Raw genomic sequence first — 25,260 nt, forward strand, 5'->3', positions numbered from 1 at the left:
GAATGTAAATTATGAATTAATTTCTCTCTTATGTTTGATTTTAATGAATTATGCCTCTCCTGACTCGATTTGCCGCTTTTCTAAATTCATCGTTTCTCTCTTTTGAATTGTCATTTAATGAACGCCCGGCCCACACTTGAGATTCGAAATATCATCTTTTTTCAATGAGCATGGGTGCCTATAATCTTGATTATAAATATAAGATGGATTTCTGAGATCGGTACTCAATCCCAAAAATAATGATTCTAAATTCATCCGATAAGGCTTGACTTTCGCCCACTTCATCGCTATATTGAGTCGACGACTCTCTCGAACCCGACTGATTGAGCTCTCGAAGGGGACTGAAAGCCGAAGATTTCGGTAACCATTTCTATCAAACATAACAGCTCAATCCTATGAATGCACAATCATGGTTCGATCTCGCCACGATGGATACGCTTGACCCGCGCAGCCTGATCAGCACCGCGACGCTCCAGGACAATACCGGCGCGACGCAGACAGCGACATTTCTTCGAAGCATCAATTGGCTCCAGGCGGTCACGTGGGGTCGCGCCGCCGATGAAGGTGAGTCCGCGCGTAGTCGCGACGACATCTTTCCTCACCGCGACGAACGTGCAGGACTTCGCATCTGTCGAATTCGCTAACAACTGGAATGGAACCCATGCCATGACGACCAACAACCCGCAATTGCCTTTGGTCGTCGAAGGATTGATGTATCTCAAATCCGGGCCGTTTACCAATAATATTTTTCTTGACTTCACCGGCGGCGCAACAAGCACTGACGTGCAATTGGGCTTCCGCGATAACTCCTACACGAGCGGGGACTTTACGGCAGGTGCAACCGGCACGATTCCCGTCTTTGCGTTTCCGGGCGCACCGGTGACCTACGGCGGCACCGGCCACATTCTTTCGGTCACACTCCTCAAACCCGGACGATACTCGATGGGAATCCGCATCGTCGATAATGTCGGCAACTACAGTCTGTTTCCAATGGAGTGGATCGTCGCCTAACTGTCACGCGCTATGCCGATCATCGACGGAATACTTTCGCAGAGTCACGAGATCCCGCAGCCCGGGACCGCGGTGGGAAATGCCGGTTTCCCAGCGTATCAGCAACCATCGCACCAGGACTCGGTGTACACGCCGCCGAATACACCGTATACGCCGCTCACGCCACCGACTGAACCTCCAGGGCCACCAACCCAGCCGCCGCCGGTCACGGCACCGGTCTTAGTCGGCCCGGTTGACGATTGCATGAGAAGCGTTACGGTGAATGGCGCGGAAGGAGGGATCGTCGATGTTTACGTTAATGGGGTGTGGCGAGGTTCTGGTATTGTCCCAAATCACGAATGCCTTCCTGACCTGGAGGTGGCTGCCGCTACCATCCTGCCTCCGCTGCCAATGCTCTTTGACGCGACAGGAGGTGCGACACCGACTTCTCCTTGTCCACCCGGTTTCTATCCAGTCTATCCGCCAGCGGAAATTCCACTGGCTGTTTGTTCGCTGAAGGTTGGCGATCTGATTCAAGCGACCGTTACAACGACTGCTGGAACCAGCCCGCTTAGTCCGGCGGTGACGGTTGTGAGCCACGTCCCATATTCGGTCTTGACACAACATTACAATAACGGACGAACGGGATGGAACCCATACGAGACGCAGTTAACCGTCGCTAACGTGTCACAGCTCAGGCAGTTATTTACATTGATGGATGCGGACCTCAAGCCGCCACATCATCCGAAGCCGCTCGATGGTCCGATTTATGCTCAGCCGCTTTACATGCACCATCAGTATTTTCCTGAAAAGGGCAAAGCATATAACGTCTTGTTCATCGCGACTGAAATGGACACAGTGTATGCGTTCGACGCCGATGAACCACATCATGGCGAGCTGGGCGGAATGCCGTATCTATGGAAGACTTCATTGCTACCGGCAGCGGATGTCCCGGCAGTTCCAAGCGATTTCGATTCCCGTGACTGGACAGGATCTCCCCAAACATATGAGAATATAGCACCATACATAGGTATTACAGGGACTCCAGTAATCGATTGCGGATGTAATTGCGGATGCGGATGCCCTCGTTGCTCAACGCCAACGATGTATGTGGTTTCGAAGAGCAAGCGTACGTTTGGCGCAAATGTGACATTTCACTTTTATCTTCATGCTCTTGATGTCATAACTGGCAAAGAGCGTCCAAACAGCCCCATTGAAATAGCTGGGTCTGTGCCTGGAACTTCAGGAGTACTGCCAGACCCAAATCCGAACCAATGGGTCGGAAGTGGCGATGGGAAGAACGTTACATTTCTTCCGCAGTGGCAATTGCAGCGTCCAGGGCTGCTCCTTCTCGACGGCGTCGTTTATGTGGCATTTGGCGCTCAAGATGATGCTAACAAATTAGCGTACCACGGCTGGATCATGTCGTATGATGCCTTTACACTGCAACAAAAGAACATCTTTTGCACTTCCCCTGCTTCCGATCCTCTCGAGTATAATTATGGAGGTGGATCGATTTGGATGGGTGGGATGGGCCTTGCGAGTGATGGTGAGGCAATCTATTGCACCACTGGCAATGGTATCTATAATGCAAATATCGGAGGCCCAAATTACGGAAACTCTGTGCTGAAGCTCTCTAAGGAACTTCAAGTGATCTCTTGGTTTACTCCAAGCTATCAAGACACACTCAATTCGAATGACATTGATCTCGGATCGGGTGGGATTATGATTATTCCTGGCGTCCCAAGTCTCTTGGTTACTTGCGGGAAGGATGGAAATGTGCTCTTGTTGAGTAGGGATGACTTAGGGGGCTATGTTGAAATTAGCGGTAATAACTGGCCGCCATGTCCCAAATCGGGTTCTACCGCTGGCATGAATCCAGAGGCTTTGGGAGGTGACCAAAATCCCGGACCTGTATCTAATCCAAATGCAGTTGATAGCATTCTGTTGCCTCCAGGTTATTATACATCCGAGGATCCCGGACATGACCCAGGTGTCTGGGGTGGACCTGCTTTTTTTAATGGACCAGGTGGTCAAACGATATTTTATTGCGGGAATGGCCGTGGAGCTGCAAAAAATTTGCCGTCGGCATTGGGTAAGCTGAGAGCTTTAGCGCTACACGACGGAAAGCTCAGCGTAAATGGACCTCCTTCAAATGACAGCTTCACTGGAGAGGGTGGCGCAACGCCGGTGGTTTCTTCGAACCAACAGATATCGGGAACTGGCATTGTGTGGGCCGTTCGGCGAAGTGATCCTTCGATCAGTGGTAGCATGAATCAGTTTGGTCTAACTTTGAGGGCTTTTGACGCAGCAAACTTAGCGAGTGACCCTAATGACATTCCTGCTCATTGCCTTTTCGAGGGGGATTGTGGCTCATGGGATACGCTCTATGCTCACTACAAGACGGACAATCCTCCACCTCAATTTTCAGGTTATCCTAACACTTCAGAGGGCTACCCTAATGCTGGTATGGCCTTCATCGAACCGACAGTGATTAACGGAAAGGTCTATGTTGGGTGCGATGATCGAATAACCGTGTTCGGGTTATGATCGTTGGAATTGAGGAGTGATTATGACAAAGTTGTTGCGAATATTTATTGTTGCTGGGCTCATCTTACCGCTCTCCTCGCGAGCGATTTTAGCGCAATGGGTTGCATCCAATCTTCATTGGGGAGGGGGAGTATATGCCCATATTGCATCGAATGGCACTAACGTATATTTTACGGATATAGGCAGCATGTTTTATTCGAGCAACGATGGGATAACCTGGATCAATATCAGTAGCGGACTAGGAACCAATGGTATTGGTCCAATTCTCGCAGATGAATCACATCTATTCGCGGTAGCTGGAGATAGCGGTTTTGTTTTCAGATCTTCAGATAATGGTACTACTTGGGATTCCGTTAGCAGTGGTTTACCAGCAAATGCCATAGCGATCAACCTTAACACCGGCGCTCTTGTTGGGGCCGCTACCAACTTGTATGCTGGTGGAGCAGGCATCTTCTATTCTTCAAACTTTGGTGCTAGTTGGGTTAAGAGAAGTGATGGCTTACCTTCGGACGCTTTAATCAAGGCTCTTGTCGTTTCTGGTTCGAACGTTTATGCCGCGACATCTTCATACGGAGTTTTTCGTTCGACCGACAGCGGGTTGAGTTGGACGACCGTTAATAAGGGATTGCCTTCCAATTATTACAACATTTCTCTCCCCGCGCAAGTCATTTCTCTCACCACCCTTGGTACCTGTCTATTTGCCGGGACGATCGGGCACGATGGAGACACGAGCTACGGTGTTTATCGTTCAACCGATAGTGGGACAACTTGGTACCACAGCGACAATGGTCTTGGCTTGCATAATATTGGTACTGGGTTACTAGAATGCGATAGCGCGGTGGAGTTTGCCGTTACTGGAACAAGAATATTTGCTGTGCTGGATGCGGGTGGAGTCTACTGTTCCGCGGATAGCGGCCAAACCTGGAGTAATTATAATCAATGGGATTGGGGTCCATACGGAGAGCCTCTGACACGAGCGATCACTGTGACAAACCAAACCGCTTTCGTCGTCACTTATCTACGCGGTCTTTGGCAACGCCCGCTTTCGGATTTCAAGGCGGGTGTCACTCCCGTCACGAGTGCTGCGGCGGTTGAAATTTCTCCAAATCCTACGGATGGTCTCGTCAGCATCCACGCCGGTAAGGTAGTGCATCTTGTTGTAGAGAACCTTCTCGGCGAGAGCGTCCTCGAACAGGCTGCTACGCGCTCGACCGATTTCACGCTCGATCTCTCGCAGCAACCGGCAGGCGTGTATTATCTGCGTATAACTCTCGGCACTGGGGAAGTGCGGACGATTAAGTTAGTGAAAGAATAGCCGCTCCGCGGCAACTAAGAACGGGACTACTTCCGCCACAACACCGCTTGCGATTGCAGGTTATGTGGCTTCATGCTATTGGAGAAGCCGCTGGTATCCGAATACTCTTCGATGAGGACCGGTCCGACTGAGCGCGCAAAATAGACTTGCCAGTAAATCGGAAAGCTTGGGGACATCTGGCCGCTGGCGTCATCATGCGTGTAACGAATGACATAGGACTCTCCATACGAGACGGAAGCAACGGGTCCGATGGCCGCCGGCACGAGCAGCGTATCGAAGTGATCGAGAATATGCGCGGTGATCGTGATACCCGCTCCGAGCCCAGGCCCTTGAAGCAAACCGGCCGGCCAGGAGCCGCTATCATGTAGTCCGGTGCGCTCCAGCAATTTGAGATCGCCGGGACGACGTCCGGCGGAATCGCCAAAGTAATATCCGGCCGGCAGACTGAAGATCGAGTTCATACCGATGCTGTCAATCGAAATTGTATCACGCCACGAACTGATATGAAACGCATCGTGGCGTAATGTCTGATCATAGACAGTGCTGCCGTCGTTCGAAATGAGGAAGTGATCGTTGGAGTCACTTGTCGGCGACATATAGTAGTGCATCCCCGATTCCAGCGCGGAGAGCGTCCAAAAGAAGTCCACCGGTTGACTTGACGGGGGAGTATTCATTGTCGGCGGAAGCGACTGCGAACACCCCGCGCCAAGTGCGACAAACGCGATCAGCAGAAAAGAGCGTACGATCATGGGCGGTATCGAAATCCGGCGCGAAGTCCGACTGCCGAAGTAAACGTTCGTTGTGCCGACGTCTCGGCATGGACGATACCGGTAACGCCCGCAGGTATCTGCGACGCGGCATCGACCGCTGCCACTCCCCAAATGCCACTCGCGACCAGACCGAAATCGAGTGTCAAATCATCCGAAAGCACGCGTGAGACACCGGCGGAAAGAGTCGCGCAGGGCTCCGCGCTCCCTTCGAACGCGAATCCGCCCGATAGGCCCAGCCGCACCGGGTAGTCGCTCGTCGGAGCAAGCGTCACATGCGTGGATGCGCGGACGTAGTAGGCTTGCGTGCCTTGAATATCGCTCAAGTAAGTCCCGCGAGCGTAATTCGAATTATTGAGCGACGGATCGAGCACAAAATGCGTCCCCAATTTTCCATACCACCCAATTCCTGCTTCCATCCCGAACGCGAAAGACTCCGTCAGATCATAGTCTACCGTAATTTCAGGAGCGTAATTCCGTATCGGCGAAGTAGTACTCGACGGACCAAACGTGGGCAGATAATAACCGCTCGCCGCCATATTCAAGCCGACGGAGAACGGGTGCACACGATCGCGCGATAAACCGAATGTAATCTCATGCAACGTGCGCGGCATTCGCACCGTGGGAAATGGAATGGCAGCGTCGGCATACATAGTCGGTTGCCCAACGATGAAAATCGATGCGTCCTGTGGGCCAAGCGCCGGTTGTGCCGATGCTTCGGATGAAGAGCGAGCGACCATCTCGGCTCGACGATGTGTGATAGATGGTGCGTGTGCGATAACGGATGCTGGGCGCGCAGTCATCGAGGCAGAGTGCGCGATCGCTGACGATGGTTGACCGAATCTCGAAGAAGAACGCGCAATCGCGGGCGACGAATGAGGGGCCATCGAGGACGGTTGATTGATTGCCGACGTCGGATGCTGGCCGCGAACAGTTGATCCAACTTCGGACTTCGTAGCCATCTGGTTGGGAAGCGATACCACCGGCGAGTTGGAGCTTGCCGGTAGGCTTATAGGAGGATCAATGCGACTGGCATTCCACCAGAGTCCGCCGGCAGTGGCCAGTATGCCGGCGGCGGATGCCGCGATGATGGCATGATCGCTGAAGAACGATTGGACGGCGCGGAATCCTGAGCCAATGAATCCGGTGGGACGCAGGATCGTGCGCTCGATGGCGCTGCCGAGTGCAGGCAACCGCGTGGCAAGTTGACGTTCGGCGCTCGCGGGTACGGCAAATGGCCTCCGGCCAGCGGCAAGCAGATCGTTCATACGCAAGTGCTCATCGAGCACCGCGCGCTTCTCCGGACTTGTCGAAAGCGTGTGAAGCAGCTCGGCACTCGATGACTCATCGAGCGAGCCATCCAAATAGGCAAGTACATTTTCTTCGAGTGTCATATCTTCCTCTTCATTCTGCAAGATAAGGTTGGAGCAGTGTTCGGAGTTTCTCCTTCGCGCGCCAGATCCGGACTTTGGTAACGGAAAGCGACGTGCCCGTCATCTGCGCGATCTGGGCATAACTAAATCCATCGAACTCGCGGAGTACAAACGCTTCGCGGAATTCCTCGGGTAGCGTGGCGACCGCATTCTCTATTCGGTCTCGCAAAAAGTGCTGCTCTTCATCGTATTCGGGTGCAAGGCTGCGATCTCGGCTTGCGAGCATCGGATGCAGTTCGAGCGAATCCACCGCTTGCCGGCACCGTAATGCATTCAAACAGAGATTGCGCGCGATCGTATACAGCCAGCCCCGAACATTCGAGCCGCTTCGGAATTGATCCGCACGCTCGTAGGCACGAATAAACACGTCCTGAAACAAATCGCTGGCCCGGTCGGCATCGCGGCCCATCATCCGAAGGCAATAGGTATAAACATCATTCTTGTAGCGCTTGTACAGCTCCGCGAAAGCCCGATCCGCCGCCGCGCGGTCGCGAGGTTCTGCCGTCGCAGTAACCAACAGATCGAGATCCGATGCTGTGGCAAGGAATGATTCGAATTGGCTGGTTGCTGCAGCGGGAGGATCTGTGGGCCCAACTGAACCTGTGGAAGAAGCAATCTCAAACGTTCTTTTTTTCGCGGATGCACGATGTCCTGAGATGCGAATGCTCGCACCGGTTGCCACCCGCCCCAGGACTGTTGGACTGACCGCCATATTGTAAAAACACTTCCCGAGGCCCGAAGTTACAGCAACGGCTCACCGAAGTATGACGACTTTTCGGGTTGCACGCCCACTAAGACCCTCAATTCGCAGAAGATAGGTGCCCGAGGCGATATCGTTTAGCAGTAGATGCACCGTTTGCTCGCCCGGCGAACCTTGCACGATTTCACCCAAAGCGGAATGCCCGAGCACGTCCGAAACCGAAACTGTCAGTGCTTGTGCCAGTGGCATGGAGAGTGTGACATCCAGCGCTCCATCCTGTGTTTGCTCCGCGCGCTGGATTAAGATGCTGCCTGTTCGCATAAAGCCACGCAGAAGACTATCGCCACACAGGTCTCTGCCGGTGAATGTCGTGAAGACGGCACGTGATGAATACAGAATCTCGCAGCCGGCCCCAGGCCCGGACATGATCTGCGCGGGCAGTGTGCTTTGCACGCCAATCGGAGATGATGTCGGGTTCGCGACAAAAGTCTGGAAGAGCAAATTTGTCAGCGTGCCCGAAATCCCGAGCGGACCATTCGTCGATGTAAAGCGGAGTGTGTCGGTAGCGACTCCAGTCAGAAGCGTGCTTCCCCAGCCGGAGGTTAGCGTTCCTTGAGTCCCGGCGCCAGTGCACCGGAGCAGGCCGTGATCGTATGTCACGAACAGCATAAACTGAGTCACGCTGACACCGATGGGCAAGCCTGTCAACATGACTGTCGCTGAAGCCTGATTGCCAAAGCTAACGGGAGCTGTCATAATGCTGAGCCTGGTCGTAGTGGTATCCACATTTACGACTACACTGAATGGCAGCGTGATATCCTTTGTGTGCAATTGGTCGCACACCAAATACGTGAGCCGTGCATGAATCGGAGTGTTGTTCGCTTCAGCTCGGGGGAGCAGGGTAAGAAGTAACAACGAGTCGTTTCCGTTGACCGTGAGGCTGGTGTCGATCGTGACGATTAATTCGCCGTTTGCCCCGCCTGTGGTCGTAACCGGCAGCGTTCGGAGCAATCCGGTCGTTGTGACACTCTTGAATTCGAAACGTGACGTGTCAAACGTGATTTCGATTTTGTTTGGCAAAAAGCTCTCGTTCGCACCCAGTATAGAATCGAGCAGCAGGTGAAGCTCAAGTGGCTTGCATAGGATTGCCGCCGAGGAATCCATCGTGAGCGCATGCCGGAGTGTATCAGTCGCGGCGAGTACCGGGAATTGGGCCGGGGTTGTTTCGAGCAATTCGATGGCGTCGGCACATAGAGTTGCGCCGGGTGTCAGCACTGCGAGCGCGGCGGTCCGCTCGCCATGGAAGATTAGCCGGAAGAGCGGGCTATCGATTATGCTCGGTTCAGCAATGATGTTCACCGTTATGAATCCCGGTGTCGTGGAATCGATCGAGATCGAGGCACTCTCTGGAGGTAATAGCGACTGGAATCCGGAGAACGACGTGATGAGCGGGTCCAACGCAACCGTGACAGTCAGGCTCATGACACCTTCGCTATCCGCGAATGGCGGGCTGACTGAGAACGTCGCTCGAAAATCGTGACACGCCATCGCTGAATCCACTTTAACGTTCAGCGTGTGCTTAATCGTATCGCGGCGTACTTCAGGAGATATCGTCCCCGGAAGGAAAGTATATGCATCCGCCGACTGCCAACCGGCAGCGACAGCAAAAACCGGTACGGGTGATGTGAGGCTGTGGACTCCTGGTGAAATGGGAGTAACAAGCGTCGATTGCGCGCTCCTGTAAATCTGTGACCGGGTCCCCGCAAGAGAGCCGATCAACTGATTGTCCAGACGGATCTGGCCTTCCGAAGGAGTTGGGTAAATCATGGAGACATAGTGCCGGAACGGGTATGGCGACTCAGCGAAGAGAGGCGCATTCCAAAGCAAAGTGTCTGCCCAGAGTGAACTGTCAAGAATACTGACCAGCGTTGGATCGCTTTGACCGTTGAGTACCTGTGAGTTGCCGACCGCCAGCTCATGAAGCGATATTGGCGTACTCGCGGTGATATCGGCTGCACCCCGAAACGAGAGCGCAATACGGCCTGGTGCAAATCCCGGAGATCCATTGACCGAAAAATTAAACGGACGGTCGCTCGTCAGAAGAGCTCGCACATTGGCCGTATCGGTACCGTCCGCATTGCCGAGCGGAGAAATATAATAATGCTGACTCCAGTGGCGCTTCCCAAGGATCTCATCCATCAATTCATTGCAGGACTCGACCGTTAGCGGGACATAACCGCACGTTGTCCCAACGATCACACTGACTGGTTTCGAGGAAACAACAGTGGAGTTCGAAAGCGATGATCTTGTAGGAACACCGAATGAGTCGGCTTTGACAATGTAACACTCACCGGCATTCAAGGTGACGGTAAACGGGACATTCGCCGGCTGCTTTAGCATCGTCAACACCGAAGGGGTGATCGTGACCACCGTGTTGTCCTGCGGAGCCGTTACGAGAATCTCGGAATGATTGGGTTCGAGCCTGCCAATTGTCGTGTCTTGGCTAAGAATCGCGTCATCCCACTCACCCCACTCGGCGACCATGTAATCCGTGTCGAGCGATTCGTCTGGATAAAGTTGAGTCGCATCGCCTGCTTCGAGGATGAAGTCATGCAGCGTAAGGTTCACCGGCTCGTTTGTCCGGACAATCAAGCCCTTGGATGTTTTGCCAAGATCATTCAGGTGAATCAGTTTCGTCGGAAGCGAAATGACTGTCGCCTGCATGGCCGTGAACGAAAAATCCTGGGCGTATCCACTTGGCGAAGTGATCGTGCCGCATCCATCGTACGGGCTGAGCACGGTCAAGATCAGCGATAATGAAGAGAGGTCGGCGCCTGGAAGATTCTCGGGGCCTTCAATGATACCGAAAGTGAAATGCCGGCCTGAGCGCTGGAGCGAATTCTGCCCAATGCCTGCGGTCACGCCGAGTGTCGCTAGGAGCACGGTGACGACCGATGCAATTCGTAGGAACGAAAAAAATCGCATACTACAGGAACACGAATCGGCACGCATGGTTGCCGAGGAACTTCAAATATGAGCCAGCTGCCGGGTATGAGGCTTCGCCGGATTCCCAGGACACCCGAGACCGCTAGAATGCGGGAATGGTAGTTGAACTACCGGAAGTCCTCACGATTTCTGCCACGGTTACGACTCTTAGCCTGGCCCTGGCCTTGTGAGCGTTCTTGTTGGTTTGGCCGCTCGGGTCGACCAGCGTTTGGTCTTCCCGAGTTGGGCCTTCCCTGAGCGGGTTTTCCGTTTTGCGGCCGGGCTCCTTGGGGCTTCCCATTTTGAGGCTTTCCACCTTGCGGCTTTCCGCCGTGAGGCCTTCCATTCTGTGGTCTGCCGCCCTGCGGTCTTGCGTTCTGTGATCTTCCGTTCTGCTGACGTTCGCCTTGCAATCTTCCATCTTGAGGTCGTCCGCCTTGCGGAGCATGCGAGCGGGGTTGCGATGGCCTCAATTGAATACTCGGGGATTCCGTGGGACGGCCACGGTCATCCTCGCGAGATCCCCCAGCCGATTGGTTGGGTCGTTCCGACTTTGCGAAGCCATGATCGTGAGCGACAGGAATCCGCTTGTTCGTCAGTTTCTCAATGTCCTTGAGATATGGCTTCTCATCCGGTGCGCAGAAAGAAATCGCCGTCCCTGATGCACCAGCGCGTCCCGTCCGTCCGATTCGATGAACATACGTCTCCGGGACGTTTGGAATTTCGTAGTTGATCACGTATTCGAGATCGTCAACATCGATACCACGAGCGGCGATGTCTGTGGCGACCAGCACGCGAATTTGTTTCGCTTTGAAGTTCGTGAGTGAACGCTGCCGGGCGTTTTGCGCCTTGTTACCGTGGATCGCTTCGGCGTAAATGTGATTTCTCTCGAGCGTGCGGGCCACGACATCCGCGCCACGCTTGGTGCGCGTGAATACGAGCGCGTGGCGAATTGATTTGTCTTCCAACAGGTGAAGCAAGAGATCGGGCTTCTTCGATTTCTCGACAAAGTAAACTGACTGCTGAATCAGGTCGACCGTTGAGGCCGGCGGTGTTACGGCGACTTTCACCGGCTGATACAGAATATCGCTTGCCAGCGAGACGATCGCAGCCGGCATCGTTGCGGAAAAGAAAAGCGTCTGACGATCGTTTGGTAGCTCCGCGATAATATCCTTCACATCTCGGACGAAGCCCATGTCCAGCATTCGGTCGGCTTCATCGAGCACAAAAATTTCGACCTGTCGGAGATTGATATGACCCTGGTCCATCAGGTCGAGCAAGCGGCCGGGAGTCGCAATCACGATATCCACTCCAGCATGCAATGCCCGCGTTTGCGCGCCTTGCTTGACGCCGCCAAAGATCACAACGCTTGTCAGTCCCGAGTGGCGACCATAAGCCATAAAGCTCTCCTCGATCTGCACGGCCAATTCGCGCGTCGGCGTGAGGATTAAACTACGGATCGGTCGTTTCTTGCCATGGGGCTTGTTTGCACTCAGAAGTTGAATGATCGGCACCGCGAACGCGGCTGTCTTGCCGGTTCCGGTCTGCGCGACACCCAGTAGGTCCTTGCCTTGCAGGACGATCGGAATCGCTTGCTGCTGAATCGGCGTGGGAGTGCGGTATCCTTCTTCGTGCAGCGAGCGCAGGATTGGCTCGCTAATTCCTAATGCTTTGAATGGCATAAATTACTCTTTGGTATGTATAAAAATAAGATGAGAAGCCATAGAATATGGCGATAATGAGACATGGAGCACAGCGCCCAACATAAAACACTCGAGAATCATCTGTGGCTTTGAACTGAGAAATAGTTAACAGCCAAAGCGGTGAATCGCTAATCATGGGCGCTGCATCGCTATGCCGCATACATCAGGCACGGTTCTTGGCCCAATAGGTATGATGTTAACTGTAAACGACAGAATATTAAACCTCACTCATTCATAAAGAATAATGAAATACTTAGCGCCCAAGAATTTTGGATTCTCGCTCATGCTTGTTCTTCTCGTGACCGGATGCTCGGCATCGACTTCGCCAACTGGTGTCACGACGACCGATGGGAGCATGGTAGCGATGGTCGATGGCTACAGTTGGTCGTCCACCGTGATTCCGCCTGGTATTTCCGGTGGTGCTTCTGCCAAGCGTAGTGATGCCGGTGCCCTGACACTCACCGGAGTTTCGACCAATCACGGCTCGATCATTCTGGTATTGTTACATCCGAAGATCGGAATGGACACGCTCGGCCTTGGAAATTCCGGATCCTATATTGACGATGGGAAACAGGTCTATATCACGGCCGGAGTCAACAAGGGGCTAGTGAGCCTCACAACTTACGATAGCATCCATCACCTGGTCAGCGGAACATTCAACTTCCAGGCAAGCCGGACCGATTCCGTTTCAACACCTGCGACGGTGACGGTCACAAACGGTTCATTCTATAATCTGGAATGGGGTAAGAATTAACCGCATCGGCGGGTAATTGAGCGGATAAGATAATGGGTGCCATATGCGCCCATTTCTTCTTATGTAGATTTGAGAATGTGAGTTGCCATACCTGCAGCCATGATTACCGCTCCAGCAAAAGGGATTTATAATACGTGTGCTTATTGATCCGAACAATGCACTCATATATCCCAGACGGCATTTGAGTCGCATCCCACGTGAAGCTGTGTTCGCCAGGATTCAATTCGCCAGAGAATAAGTGAGCGACTTCGATGCCGAGTATATTTACGATAGAAACATCCACGGTCGAACGGTCGTCACTCGAAAGATAGACGGCAACTGAACCGAATGCCGGATTGGGACTGACATTCACGCGCGAATGGACCGGGTGATCACTGGAAACAGACTGGGTCGGTTGGACATACGTGCCGAGCGTGCCGGGAAGGAATGAATAGGAATCCGCACTTTGCCAGCCAGACGCTATCGCAAAGATGGGAACAGGGGCGCTCAGGATATGCATGCCCGGACTGACCGAAGCCACCATCGCTGTCATGCTGCTTCCCCCGATCGTAGCCCGTGATCCAGTAAGAGCAGTGATCGGTTGCCCATCGAGACGAATCATACTCTCTGATGCACTGGGATAGATGATGGATGCATAGTGGAAGAATGGGTACGAGGAAACAAAGACGGGAGCGTTCCAAAGTAGCATAGTGGACCACAGTGTCGTATCGAGCACTGTGACGAGCGTGGGATCACTAATCCCATTCGCGACTTGCGAAGAACCAGCGGCCAATTCATGCAACTCTGCTGGGAATGCCGTCGTGATTTCGGCTGGTCCCGAAAATGAAAGCACGGCGCGATTGCCGGGTGCAAACCCTGGGATGCCATTGACTGTGTAGTTAAACGGGCGGTCGCTTGTCAGCATCGCCCGGACATTATCCGCAACGATTCCATCGTCATTCCCAAGCGGTGCGATAAAGAAGTGAGTGCCCCAATGGCTTTTGCCAAGGATCTCGTCCATCAATTCATTGCAGGACTCTGCGGCAAGCGGAACATACGCGCACGTCGTGCCGACGATAACGCTGACCGGATTCGAAGCTTCAACGATCGAGTTTGCCAAAGATGACGGGAAGGGTTGGCCCGACGTATCGGCCTTGACGATATAACATTCGCCAGCATTCAGTTGTATCGAGAAGGGAACGCCTGCAGGCTGCCCCAACATGGTTTCGACGCTTGGTGTGATCGTAACGCGAGTCCCTTCGGCCAGCGAGGTCACGAGGATTTCATTGTGATTCTGCTCGCCAACGTCATCCCATAATCCCCATTCAGCAACCACATAACTTGTATCGAGGACCTCGTCCGGGTACAGTTGGGTGGCATCTCCAGCTTCGAGGACGTAATCATGCAGCGTAAGGCTGACTGGTTCACTCGTATGGACACGAAGGCCCTTAAAGGTCCTCCCTAAATCCAAACTATGCTTGAGATTTTCGGGTAGCGTGAGAATAGTGGGAGCCACCGCCGAGAAAGTAAAATCCTGTCGGTAACCGCTCGGTGAAGCGATCGTCCCGCTGCCACTAAATGGGCTTACGATCGTCAGCGTAAGCGCAGATGACGTGGTGTCGGCACCGGGGAGATTCTCCGGCCCTTCGATAATGCCGAACGTAAAACTCTGTCCCGCGAGTGGCAACGGTTTCTGTGCAGATGCAGACTCATAACTCCACCCGAGCGCGACAATTGACAGACCGAGAATTAGCGGAAGAGATCGCATGCCTTCAGAACACCATTTGATGCGCTTGGTTGCGGGAATATCACGGCAATCGCCACGCTCTTCGATCTCCCGAGATATTTCCGGAAAGATGAAGTCAGTGAAATGGCACTCTTTGCCGTTGCGTCGTTTGGTGGGGTGTTTTGCGAACGTCCCGTGCGCCAGAGCCGTTTGCAGGTGCAATGAAGCAATACAAACGCGCGCTGGTGATCGGCGCATCTTCGGGAATTGGTCGCGCACTGACAGAACAGTTGCTCGCAGAGGGGGCATTCGTCGCATTGGTTGGTCGCAACAGGACAGCAATGGAGGCGATTGAGGAGAATCTCAAACACCCCGCATCCAGTCCAGCTGCTAAGGGAGAAAGGGGCAAGGCCTTCATTTATCCACACGACGTTCGCAATTATTCCGAAGTCCCGGCGCTATTCCAACAAGTTACACACGATCTCGGTGGCCTCGACCTCGTGATTTACAACTCTGGCGTAATGTTCACATTGGATGAGCATGAGTACTCATTCGAGAAGGACCGCGAAGTCATTGAAGTAAACGTGCTTGGTGCATTCGCATGGTTTGATGAAGCCGCAAAGCGATTCGAGCAAACCAGGGGCGGGACGATTGTTGGAATTTCTTCCGTCGCAGGCGATCGTGGTCGTCGCGGAAATCCCGCTTACGGTACATCGAAAGCCGCACTCACGACGTTCCTAGAATCGCTTCGAAATCGGCTCTCGCGGTTTGGCGTGAAAGTCGTGACGATCAAACCTGGTTTTATCGATACGGAGATGACTCGCGGCAAGCCCGGACTCTTCTGGCTCATTACGCCGGACGAAGCGGCAAAGCAAATCCTCCACGCTGCACGCAGCGGGAAATCGACGGCGTATATTCCCGGTCGGTGGCGTGCTGTCTCCTTCGTGCTTCGCAGCATTCCATCATTCATTTTCAAGCATTTGCCGGTTTGATGCAAGCCACGAACACGCAGCACAGAACACTTCCGATCGATCATCTCGAACCGCTCAAAGGTTGGGGCGGGGCGGTGGAGTCGGCAGCGTACGTATTTCGGCCATCGACGGTCGAGCAACTCAAAGAGGCAATTCAGGTTGCTCGCGATACCGGGCGCACAATTACGCTCCGCGGTGCGGGTCGAAGCTATGGTGATGCCGCGCTCGGTCGCGAGAATATCACGATCGATTTTACCCGGATGAATCGCATTCTGGCATGGGATCCGTCATCGGGTATTATTACATGCGAGCCCGGAGTCACGATCGCGCAACTGTGGCGGTATATCATCGAAGACGGCTACTGGCCCCCTGTTGTGCCGGGGACGATGTTCGTGACGCTTGGCGGTGCGCTGGGAATGAATCTTCACGGCAAAAACAACTTCAAGGCTGGCCCAATTGGCGACCATGTGCTCGCCTTCGATTTTGTTGCGGCCTCCGGTGAGGAATTTCATATTAGTCGCGAGGCCGAGTCCGAACTCTTCTTCTCTATTATTGGCAGCTTCGGGATGCTCGGTTGCTTCACGCGTATTACTTTGAAAATGAAACGCGTGTATTCCGGTGATCTCGATGTCAAGGTCTTCGAGTGTGATAATCTGCACGAGTTGTTCAAGGTCTACGACTGGCAAATAGCAGAGTCGGATTATCTCGTCGGCTGGATCGATGCGTTCGCGGTTGGGGCCGCCTTTGGTCGTGCAATTGTGCATCAGGCGAATTATCTCGCTGCGGGTGTCGATCCGATGCCTGCGCAAACGCTTCGAGCCGAACATCAGGACTTGCCAGAGACTATCGTCGGACTCGTTCCGAAGTCGATCGTTTGGGTATTTTTGCGACCGTTTACAAATGCCTTCGGAATGAAGTTCGTCAATTGGGCGAAGTTTCTCTCGTCGAAGATTAGTCCCAAGAAACAATTTCGTCAGGCGCATGCGGCATTTGCGTTCTTGCTCGATTATGTTCCAAATTGGAAAAAATCGTACGGGCCGATCGGACTGATACAGTATCAGTCGTTTATTCCAGAAGAGAACGCGGAGGAGGTATTCCGCAAACAAATCGCCTTGTGCCAAAAGGAGAACCTCGTGCCGTTCCTCGCGGTCTTCAAACGGCATCGACCAGATTCATTCCTGATGACGCACGCCGTCGATGGATACTCGCTCGCATTGGATTTTAAGGTCACAAGAAGAAACCGATCGCAGCTCTGGAAATTAACAGAGAACCTGAACGCGCTTGTACTTCAGGCCGGTGGCCGATTTTACATGGCCAAAGATGCCACGCTTACCCGGGAAGCCTTCCGGCAATATCTCGGCGCGGATACCCTTGCACGATTCCGCGAGCTCAAACGCCGGTTCGATCCCGATGACTTGCTCCAGACCGAATTGTCGCGCCGTTTACTGATGTCGGACTGAATCCGCACATCCAATCTGGGCATCTACCGTTAATAATCTTTATTCTATGTTCGCCAATTTCATTCCTGTCGGGTTCGACCATATCATCACTGGCTATGACCATCTGCTTTTTCTCGGCGCACTCATCGTCGCCAGTCGCCGGTGGCAAGATCTGCTCGCCGTCATCTCTGCCTTTACGATCGCGCATACGATCACTATCTTCCTGACGGTATTTGGTTTTCTTTCGCTGCCATCGCTCTTTGTCGAGTCGCTCATCGCGCTCTCGATTGTTTACGCGGCGGCCTCCAACCTTGTATTGAAGCATAGCGATAATCGCTGGCTTCTCGCTGGTGCCTTTGGGCTGGTTCATGGCGCCGGGTTTTCCGGCTTGCTCGCTGCAATGGTGCATCCAATGATTGGCACTGCAGCCGCATGGACTGCCATCTTTGGTTTTAGTACTGGCATCGAGTTGGGGCAACTTTCTCTTATCGTGCTACTCTATCCATTGATCGTTTGGGCCCGAAAAACCAATCGTCAACGTCTGCTTGTCCGTTGGCCTTCCGGAGCGATTGCTGTCGCCGGAACGGTATTGTTGGTGCTTCGCCTCGCCGGTGGTGCGTTCTAAGTGGGACGATTCTTGCCATTAATCTTCGCTCATAGCGGCTGAGAACTGAACTTAGCCACCCAAACGGCCATTTTAGCTGTTGCACACTAGTTGCTTAGTGTGGAGCGATAGTTTTATTCACTTTTCTCTGGGTGCAGAACGAAGAGCCACGAAACATTCCTGAGCGAACGGATGAGCCCTCCGTCGCAGGATCGCGCCTTCACCGAAGAAAGCGTCGTCTCGTGGTTCTTATTTTGTTTTGGACTGTCAGCTCATTGCTGTTTGTCGGACTTGCCGTGCTTCTGATTATTCAGTTGCCAGTCTTCAAGCGTCTCGTGGTCAATGAATTGGTCAAGACGATTGAGTCTTCGACCAATGGGACGCTCGTCGTGAAAACGATCGATGGCAATCTCCTTCAAGGCTTTATCATGCGGGATGTCACCCTTCAACTTAAGACCGGAACGAAGTATGACTCGGTCAATCTCATCCATGCGGATGAGCTGCTTGCTCGTTACTCCGTGGTCCGGTGGCTTCGAAAAGATGAGATCGGGATTACAAGTCTGGTGCTTGTTCGACCGACGATCCGGCTCGTAAAATTTGCTGGCGATACCACCTGGAATTACAGTCTGCTGACGAAGTACGTCCCAACAGCGCCAAAGGCTCCTCGAAAACCCTTTACACAGATTCTCGATCTCGCGGGATTGCGTATTCAGGATGGAAGCATTTTCATGCGAGACTACAATTTCCCGGCGCGTCCAACGAAAGTCGTTGGGGCGGCCGAGGCCCGGGTCAAAGAAAAGGAGATAGACTGGTCCGACCTCGATATCGAGGGGCTCGACTTCGATGGCAGGTTTTATGCGCATGGATCTACTGCTCAATCGGCGCGGGTAAACCACTTGCGGTTTACGGAAACGCACAGCGGGTTCTTCGTACAGCATCTCGAATTCGCAGGGTATTTGGATTCGATTCAGGCACGAATGGACCATGCGAAGATCACGACCGGACATACCGACATCGGGTTCTCGTTAGAAGTCTCACCCCCAAGAAGTCTACAAGCCGGGCAGATCACCTCCATTCAGCATTCCTCGATCAAGCTTGCAATGAAGGGGCCGGTCATCAGTACGTATGAATTGAAGCAGTTCCTGCCAAGCGCACTGGGATTCCTGGGAGGATCGCCAGGTATTGACTTGGATTGTTCTGGAGAGTTCGGTGCTCTCAAGATTAAACGCCTTTCGCTGGATTTCAAAGGACGTGGCGGGATCACAATCGTGGGCGACCTCAAGAATTTGCATCATCCCGATTCGCTATGGATGAACCTCGCGCTCGAAGCCCGGAATCTCACGAATGCAACGCTCGATGCCTATGTGCCGGGCTTGCACCTTCCGAATCTCAGCCGGTTTGGTACTATGACGATTCCGCGCCTGACATTTACCGGTGAGCCTCTGAATTTCCACACGGTGTTCGATGCGCGTTCCACCGGCGCAGGAAATATCGCCGCCGATGCGATCATGGATTTTCGTCACTCGAAAATTCAATACCGCGCCGGGATAAGAACGAAGGCCTTCAATTTTGCAGCGATCATTCCGAAGCCGGAGTACGAGACAAGTATCTCCGCGGACGGTACGCTCGCGGGTACCGGAACAAACTGGAAGACGCTTGCCACAACTCTTGGACTCAAGGCAACAGAGCCTTCGATCGTCGCCAAGCGACAAATCCAGACGTTCGATCTGGCTGGGAGTATGAAACTGGGCCATGTAAAGATCGATCGACTGATTGCCACGCTCGCCGGTGGGCCGGAAGTGAACGTGCGTGCTGCTTCGGCCGATCTGCTTTCTCCGACGTTACCATTCGCATTTGATGGTACCGTCAACGATCTGAAACTCACGGATGTATTGAGTGGCAAACAGGGAAATCCTGCTCGCCTTAGCTTCGATGCAACGGTAGTTGGAACAGCCATGAATCTCGAGGATGCCACGGGCACATTCAAAGGCAAGCTATTTGATTTGGAGTATCGAGGCCGGCCACTGAATGATGTCACGATCGATGCGAAGTTGGCGCCCCTCCGTGCCGGGGATAATAATCTTGAACTGTCCAGCGACATTGCGAACATAACCATCCAGCACCGTTTTGGTCTTGCGGATCTGATGCATACCCTTCCCGAGCACGTCAATGCTCTGATGATCGCTATCAAGGATCGGGATTTTCCGGAATCCGGCGTTCATACTCCGCTTCAAAATATTTGCTCTGATTCGATTGATTTTGATTATGATATCCGTATTAAAGACTTGCGCCCCTTGGCGGATTTCTTACCGGAAACATTCTTGTTGGCCGAGGGAGATCTCAACGGAACCGTCGCTGGCTGTCCAAAGGGCGATCTGAGTTTCACGATGCGAGGAGACAGTATTGGCTTCATCATGCGTAGCCGACCAGGCAGCGGAGATTCTCCCCTGGCCGCCGCAGATACGAGCGTCGGTTTGGCGTTCGATAATCTTATCCGAGGTATCACTCATGATTCGACATCCAAAACCGACACGGCAAGGCATACGCCACTTTCGTTGCCGCAGTTTGGCGAAGGGACTCCGCGCATCCATGTGACGCCTACATCATTTCGGTTAGAGGCCGAAAATCTTTCCATCGATCCAAAGCTGGTACTCGATCATTTGTCGGCGAAGCTTGCATTCGCGAGCGATTCAGTGATACGGCTCGGATCAGCGTTGTTCTTCAAGCCGATGGTTGATCTCGAGTACAAGAATCAAGTCCTCGATTTTAATTTTGCCTCAGTATACAACGATGCGATCGGACTGCATGTCGCGGGGAGTGCAAAGTTTCCAAATCACGCGTTTGATTTTGCGCTGGACACGATCAGTGCGGTCTATTTCAACAGCGCACAAATGGACCGAGAGTATCGCTGGATGAATGAAGGAGTCTCCCATGTGCTCGTCGATCAGAGTGGCACGGTCACCATTGATACCCTGCGGCTTGTTCACCCGCTTCGTCATTTTGACAACGAATATCATACGTTTGCTTTGCGCGTGAACGTGGGTGGGACATTGCACCATGATAGTGTGGATGCTTGGGCCCGCGTGCCTGGATCCGGATTCAACCTTGAAGATCTCGACCGGGTATTACCCGGTGCACGGTCAGCGGCGTTCGTAAATTATGGTGGCGAAGTCAGGGATCTTGCGGTTGATCTCCATGGCACGCTGGAACGTCCGGAGATCGCAGCCCGCTTGAGGATCGACTCGATGACATACGGACCGGCCGAATATCAGATCACCTTTGACTCGAATTATCTCGATCTGACCTATCGAAATCAGATACTCCAAGGTACGATCGATATGCATGTAGCGCGCATTCAGACCCCAAATGGAGTGCAGTCATTCGGAATCGATTCGACGAGTGCGCTGACGGCCCGGATTCAAAGCATTCCGATGCTCTTCGCCCTGAAGCACGGTCCGACCTTCGTGGCCGATAGCCTGGCGAGCCTAAAATTGCCTGTCTCCGCTCGCATCGACGCATCGCATTTCCCCGTTGACGTGGCGACACCATTTCTGCCGGTCTTTACTGCGATGACCGGAACCGCCGATCTTCATTTTTCCGCAACCGGCACGCGCGAAAATATCGTGTATGGGGGCTCTGCAACGATCACGAATGGCGAGATCCTTCTGGGCGTGAATAACATGTGGTATCGGGTCGACGGGCCACTATCTTTTGCCAATAATTCGCTTCGGCTAAATAATATCGCGCTTCGTAACATCGATGCGGATGATCCTGATGGCCGCGCAACACTCAATGGCCACTTCGATTTCTCCGGCTTTACCATAACCAATTTTGATATTGCAGCTCGTTCCGACCGATTGATGGTCCTGTCAGACGATTCCCGGCAGTCCATTAAGGCGATATACGGACCCGTCACGATTTCAACTGGTGGACAGGATCTCCATTTTCACAACACGTTCAAGGCGCCATCATTGAATGGTACTGTCAATATTTTGTCAGCGCACCTGACATTACCGCAAGCTCCAAACGCTCCTCAGGCTATCAGTTCGGAAGGTATCGTTTATCGTACCCTGCCGAATGATTCTGCAATTGTCGTTGGACGAGATACTGTCATTGCCCCCTCGGCGCGCGAGAACCTGCGGCGGGCTGTAAGCTCCGCATCGGTACGGATGACACGCCAGGATGATAGCCTGTTTTCGAATCAGATGAAGAACATCTATTTGAACGATGATGGAAGTATGCCCTCGATGGATACGGTGAACGCTGCGGAATCCAACTCCGCGCTGGGTCCTAGTTTTGCGGACCGTTTGCGGATGGATCTTCGCGTGGCTATCCAGGGCGATGCCACCGTGTTCATGCCTTTTAACGGACTCTTCGGTCTGATCGGCGCGCAAATGAATGCGGGTCTCAAGAGCGATGGAGTCATCACGTTCGAACGCGGCGACGAATTGGGAATGATCGATGTAAACGGTGTCCTTGAACTGACCCCGAACTCCACATTCCGATTTTATCAGACGTTCAACATTGCCAGCGGAAGCCTTCAGTTTACCAGCGATTTTACGAATCCACAACTGAATATCATTGCGGATTACGTCGGACCGCATCACGATCCAAAAGGCGAAAATCAGGCGAAAATCGAATTGGCGGTCACCGGCACAAAAGCCCAGCCCCATCTCGATGCCGCGATTTACACGGATGCATCCGGATCGTTTGAGTTACGGCCGGAGAGCACGAGTCAAACTGCGGTAGAGGATGCCCTGTATTTTCTTGCCTCCGGTGGATATTTCAAGAATGAGATGACGCCAGATGCCAGTCGTAACGTTCTGGCGAATGCCTCGTCCAGCCTGGGTACACAACTCTTGAGTGATATGCTGTCGAATTCCCTGGGGTCAACCTCTTCAGAATTTGCACTTCGCTCCGCTTCATTGCGGTATGGCCCGAACGCTGGAGTGGAGTTGACGGCCGCCATTTATAAAATCACACTCCATTATAATCTGAACACTACTCAGAACAGCTCGGATTATATTATCGATCTTCCTCTGAGTGGATACACGACGAATGAGCTTATGCGCAGCCTTCTGATCGAATTACAGTACCACCAGAACTCCACGACCATGACGGCGGGTTCGTTGATTCAACAACCTCTGGTTCTTACAAAGTTAGTCTGGACCCCGCCATTCCTGCGCTTCTGATTTCGATCGGTATAGAGTTGACTGGGAGCTTTCGCACGTTCTCGCTGTTCCGGTTTCCGAAGATGATTTCACCGATCGAATCGCCCATCCTGCTGCCCATCGGCCTCAGCCGCTTGGAATCGCTAACCGCGTCATTTTCCTCAGCGCGTATCGCCGTCATTGGCGATCTGATGCTGGACCGGTACACGTTTGGAAGTGTTAGCCGGATTTCGCCGGAAGCACCCGTGCCCGTCCTCGAAATCGAAGATGAGCAAGCGCGATTGGGAGGCGCCGCAAATGTCGGGAATAATATTCGCGGCCTTTCAGCCATGGCGCTGATGCTCGGTGTCGTGGGAGATGATACTTCGGGACTCATCCTGAAGGGGCTGTTTACCGATCTGGGATTTCCGCCAGACGGAATCATCACCGATCGTTCGCGCCCAACCACTGTGAAAACGCGTGTGATTGCCGGCAGCCAACAAATGCTGCGGCTGGACCATGAGGCGAAGCGAGATATTTCGCAAGCTACGGAAGACCGGTTATTGGCCGTGCTCGAGGAACGGATCGAAGACCTTGATGCAATCATTCTTGAAGATTATAACAAGGGTGTCATCACGCGGAATGTGATTCAACGGGTTATTACGTTAGCGAAGAAGCACAAGCGGCCAGTGCTCGTTGATCCCAAAGCGCATAACTTTTTCGAGTATCAGGGTGCAACCGTCTTCAAACCGAACCGTAAGGAGGTCGAAGATGCGTTGATGGTGCGTCTCGATTCGGATTCCGATGTTGAACAGGCCGGTCACCGGCTGCTCGATCGATTGAATGCGGAGAACGTCCTGCTGACACTTGGCGAAAAAGGAATGATGCTCTTCGAGCGATCGGGTGACGGCACAGTGGCAATTCCGACCCGGGCTCGGCAAGTCGCGGATGTTTCCGGTGCCGGAGATACAGTCATCGCGTGCCTTGCCGTAGCAATGGCATGTGGCGCAACCGTTCGTGAATCGGCCTTGCTGGCCAATCGCGCCGCGGGACTCGTAATTGAAGAACTTGGGATTGTCCCGATTTATCGCGATCAATTGATTGGCGCGATCATGGAAGACATTCAAGCGCAGGCAGCCTGATGTCGCCAGAATCTGCCCCAATCTTTTCCTTCCGCGACGCAGACGATCGCGAAGCATTCATCGCGTGGCGAAAGGCTTCCGGCCTTCGCAAGTTGGTCTTCACCAATGGCGTGTTCGACATTCTTCATGCCGGTCATGTTTCCTATATTCACGACGCGCGAAAGCTTGGCGATGGGCTGGTGCTTGGTTTGAATTCGGATGCTTCGGTCCGTTCGATCAAAGGTCCGAAGCGTCCGCTGATGCATGAGCAAGATCGGGCAACAGTGTTGGCAGCACTAAGAACGGTGGACGCGGTCCTAATCTTTGATGATGACACTCCGCTCGAACTCGTGCGTTTTGTTCAGCCGGATGTGATGGTCAAGGGCGGGGATTACACCCGCGAAACGATTGTCGGAGCGGATGTGGTGGAAGCGCGGGGCGGACGAGTTATCACGATCCCACTTCTGGAAGGGCGCTCGACAACCGGCGTCGTCGAGCGCATCCTTGAACGATACCAAAAAAATAACGAGTAACGACCCAAATCGTTACTCGTTACTCATTACTCGTTTCTGGTCTTCTCGTTATTCGACGAGCTTTGCATTCACATTGATCTTCACACTCGCTAATGCGCGAGCGACCGGACACGCGGACTTCGTGCCATTCGCAATCTCCTGGAATTTCATATCATCGATGCCAGGGATACTTGCTTCGACAGCCAAGTCCATGCTGTCCACGGTCCATTTCCCGGATGCGTTGCTGAAGTTCGCAGTGGCACTCGTCTTGACTTGCCGGGGGTCGAATCCTGCCTTTTCAAGATCGGCACTGAGCGCCATGGAGTAACATCCCGCAAGTGCGGATGCAAGTAGTTCTTCGGGTGACGAACCCTGGCCGCCTTCCATTCGAGAATTGAAACTGAAGGGATACTCCGCGCCGCCGCTGGCCGAGCGCATGGTGCCCTTGCCGCCTTTAAGTGTACCGTTCCATTGTGCTGTCGATGTGCGTGATGGCATAAAGTCTGAATTCTGATGAGTGAAAAAATAAACGACAAATGCAAAATGGGACCAGTAGGACCT

18 protein-coding genes are annotated in these 25,260 nt (G+C 53.2%); 11 read left to right on the top strand and 7 right to left on the bottom strand.

Annotation, left to right across the window (positions count from 1 at the left end; genetic code table 11):
- Positions 1 to 395 precede the first annotated feature (395 nt).
- From Q8902_02845 to Q8902_02860, 4 genes are read left to right on the top strand one after another with little or no spacing between them, the layout of a single operon-like run.
- On the top strand, positions 396 to 644 hold the full coding sequence (locus tag Q8902_02845; GenBank protein ID MDP4198491.1) for a hypothetical protein: 249 nt from the start codon (positions 396 to 398) through the stop codon (positions 642 to 644).
- A gap of 22 nt (positions 645 to 666) precedes the next feature.
- The gene (locus Q8902_02850; GenBank protein ID MDP4198492.1) at positions 667 to 1,011 is read left to right on the top strand and encodes a hypothetical protein; all 345 of its coding nucleotides are present in this window, start codon (positions 667 to 669) and stop codon (positions 1,009 to 1,011) included.
- A 12-nt stretch (positions 1,012 to 1,023) separates the two neighbouring features.
- Positions 1,024 to 3,540 carry a hypothetical protein gene (locus Q8902_02855; protein MDP4198493.1) on the top strand — a complete coding sequence of 839 codons (2,517 nt, stop codon included), beginning with the start codon at positions 1,024 to 1,026 and terminating at the stop codon, positions 3,538 to 3,540.
- A 22-nt stretch (positions 3,541 to 3,562) separates the two neighbouring features.
- The gene (locus tag Q8902_02860) at positions 3,563 to 4,855 is read left to right on the top strand and encodes a T9SS type A sorting domain-containing protein (protein ID MDP4198494.1); all 1,293 of its coding nucleotides are present in this window, start codon (positions 3,563 to 3,565) and stop codon (positions 4,853 to 4,855) included.
- Positions 4,856 to 4,881: 26 nt separating this feature from the next.
- Here the strand turns inward: Q8902_02860 and Q8902_02865 are convergent, their stop codons facing one another.
- The 5 genes from Q8902_02865 to Q8902_02885 all read right to left on the bottom strand — a co-directional run bounded on the left by Q8902_02865 (position 4,882) and on the right by Q8902_02885 (position 12,422).
- Positions 4,882 to 5,604, bottom strand: a complete 723-nt coding sequence (locus Q8902_02865; GenBank protein ID MDP4198495.1) for a hypothetical protein — start codon at positions 5,602 to 5,604, stop codon at positions 4,882 to 4,884.
- The gene (locus tag Q8902_02870; GenBank protein MDP4198496.1) at positions 5,601 to 7,016 is read right to left on the bottom strand and encodes a hypothetical protein; all 1,416 of its coding nucleotides are present in this window, start codon (positions 7,014 to 7,016) and stop codon (positions 5,601 to 5,603) included. The genes Q8902_02865 and Q8902_02870 overlap by 4 nt, the downstream gene beginning before the upstream one ends.
- A 10-nt stretch (positions 7,017 to 7,026) precedes the next feature.
- On the bottom strand, positions 7,027 to 7,767 hold the full coding sequence (locus Q8902_02875; protein ID MDP4198497.1) for a sigma-70 family RNA polymerase sigma factor: 741 nt from the start codon (positions 7,765 to 7,767) through the stop codon (positions 7,027 to 7,029).
- Between the two features lie 42 nt (positions 7,768 to 7,809).
- On the bottom strand, positions 7,810 to 10,740 hold the full coding sequence (locus Q8902_02880; GenBank protein MDP4198498.1) for a T9SS type A sorting domain-containing protein: 2,931 nt from the start codon (positions 10,738 to 10,740) through the stop codon (positions 7,810 to 7,812).
- A gap of 128 nt (positions 10,741 to 10,868) precedes the next feature.
- Positions 10,869 to 12,422 carry a DEAD/DEAH box helicase gene (locus tag Q8902_02885; GenBank protein ID MDP4198499.1) on the bottom strand — a complete coding sequence of 518 codons (1,554 nt, stop codon included), beginning with the start codon at positions 12,420 to 12,422 and terminating at the stop codon, positions 10,869 to 10,871.
- A gap of 265 nt (positions 12,423 to 12,687) precedes the next feature.
- On the opposite strand from Q8902_02885, the gene Q8902_02890 reads away from it, so the two are divergent.
- Positions 12,688 to 13,197, top strand: coding sequence for a DUF6252 family protein (locus Q8902_02890; protein ID MDP4198500.1), 510 nt, complete (start codon positions 12,688 to 12,690; stop codon positions 13,195 to 13,197).
- 103 nt (positions 13,198 to 13,300) lie between these two features.
- On the opposite strand, the gene Q8902_02895 is transcribed toward Q8902_02890, so the two are convergent.
- Positions 13,301 to 15,124 (bottom strand): hypothetical protein, encoded by a 1,824-nt coding sequence (locus Q8902_02895; protein MDP4198501.1) that lies wholly within the window; start codon positions 15,122 to 15,124, stop codon positions 13,301 to 13,303.
- On the opposite strand from Q8902_02895, the gene Q8902_02900 reads away from it, so the two are divergent.
- The 6 genes from Q8902_02900 (at position 15,124) to rfaE2 (ending at position 24,720) form a co-directional block, all read left to right on the top strand.
- Positions 15,124 to 15,894 carry an SDR family NAD(P)-dependent oxidoreductase gene (locus Q8902_02900; protein ID MDP4198502.1) on the top strand — a complete coding sequence of 257 codons (771 nt, stop codon included), beginning with the start codon at positions 15,124 to 15,126 and terminating at the stop codon, positions 15,892 to 15,894. The two genes, Q8902_02895 and Q8902_02900, sit on opposite strands and share 1 nt — an antisense overlap.
- Complete coding sequence (locus Q8902_02905) at positions 15,894 to 17,333, top strand: FAD-binding oxidoreductase (GenBank protein ID MDP4198503.1); 1,440 nt, start codon at positions 15,894 to 15,896, stop codon at positions 17,331 to 17,333. The genes Q8902_02900 and Q8902_02905 overlap by 1 nt, the downstream gene beginning before the upstream one ends.
- A gap of 46 nt (positions 17,334 to 17,379) precedes the next feature.
- Positions 17,380 to 17,937: a HupE/UreJ family protein gene (locus tag Q8902_02910; protein MDP4198504.1), complete on the top strand. Its 558-nt coding sequence runs from the start codon at positions 17,380 to 17,382 to the stop codon at positions 17,935 to 17,937.
- Between the two features lie 233 nt (positions 17,938 to 18,170).
- Complete coding sequence (locus Q8902_02915) at positions 18,171 to 23,108, top strand: hypothetical protein (GenBank protein MDP4198505.1); 4,938 nt, start codon at positions 18,171 to 18,173, stop codon at positions 23,106 to 23,108.
- 62 nt (positions 23,109 to 23,170) lie between these two features.
- Positions 23,171 to 24,208, top strand: a complete 1,038-nt coding sequence (gene rfaE1, locus Q8902_02920) for a D-glycero-beta-D-manno-heptose-7-phosphate kinase (GenBank protein MDP4198506.1) — start codon at positions 23,171 to 23,173, stop codon at positions 24,206 to 24,208.
- A complete protein-coding gene (rfaE2, locus tag Q8902_02925; GenBank protein MDP4198507.1) occupies positions 24,208 to 24,720 on the top strand; it encodes a D-glycero-beta-D-manno-heptose 1-phosphate adenylyltransferase in 513 nt (170 codons plus the stop codon). The genes rfaE1 and rfaE2 overlap by 1 nt, the downstream gene beginning before the upstream one ends.
- Before the next feature lie 48 nt (positions 24,721 to 24,768).
- Here rfaE2 and Q8902_02930 read toward each other — a convergent pair whose 3' ends face one another.
- Entirely contained in the window at positions 24,769 to 25,197 is a 429-nt protein-coding gene (locus Q8902_02930) for an OsmC family peroxiredoxin (protein ID MDP4198508.1), read from the bottom strand.
- Positions 25,198 to 25,260: the final 63 nt, after the last annotated feature.

The organism is Bacteroidota bacterium (genome assembly GCA_030706745.1).
Classification (GTDB): Bacteria; Bacteroidota; Ignavibacteria; order Palsa-1295; family Palsa-1295; genus PALSA-1295.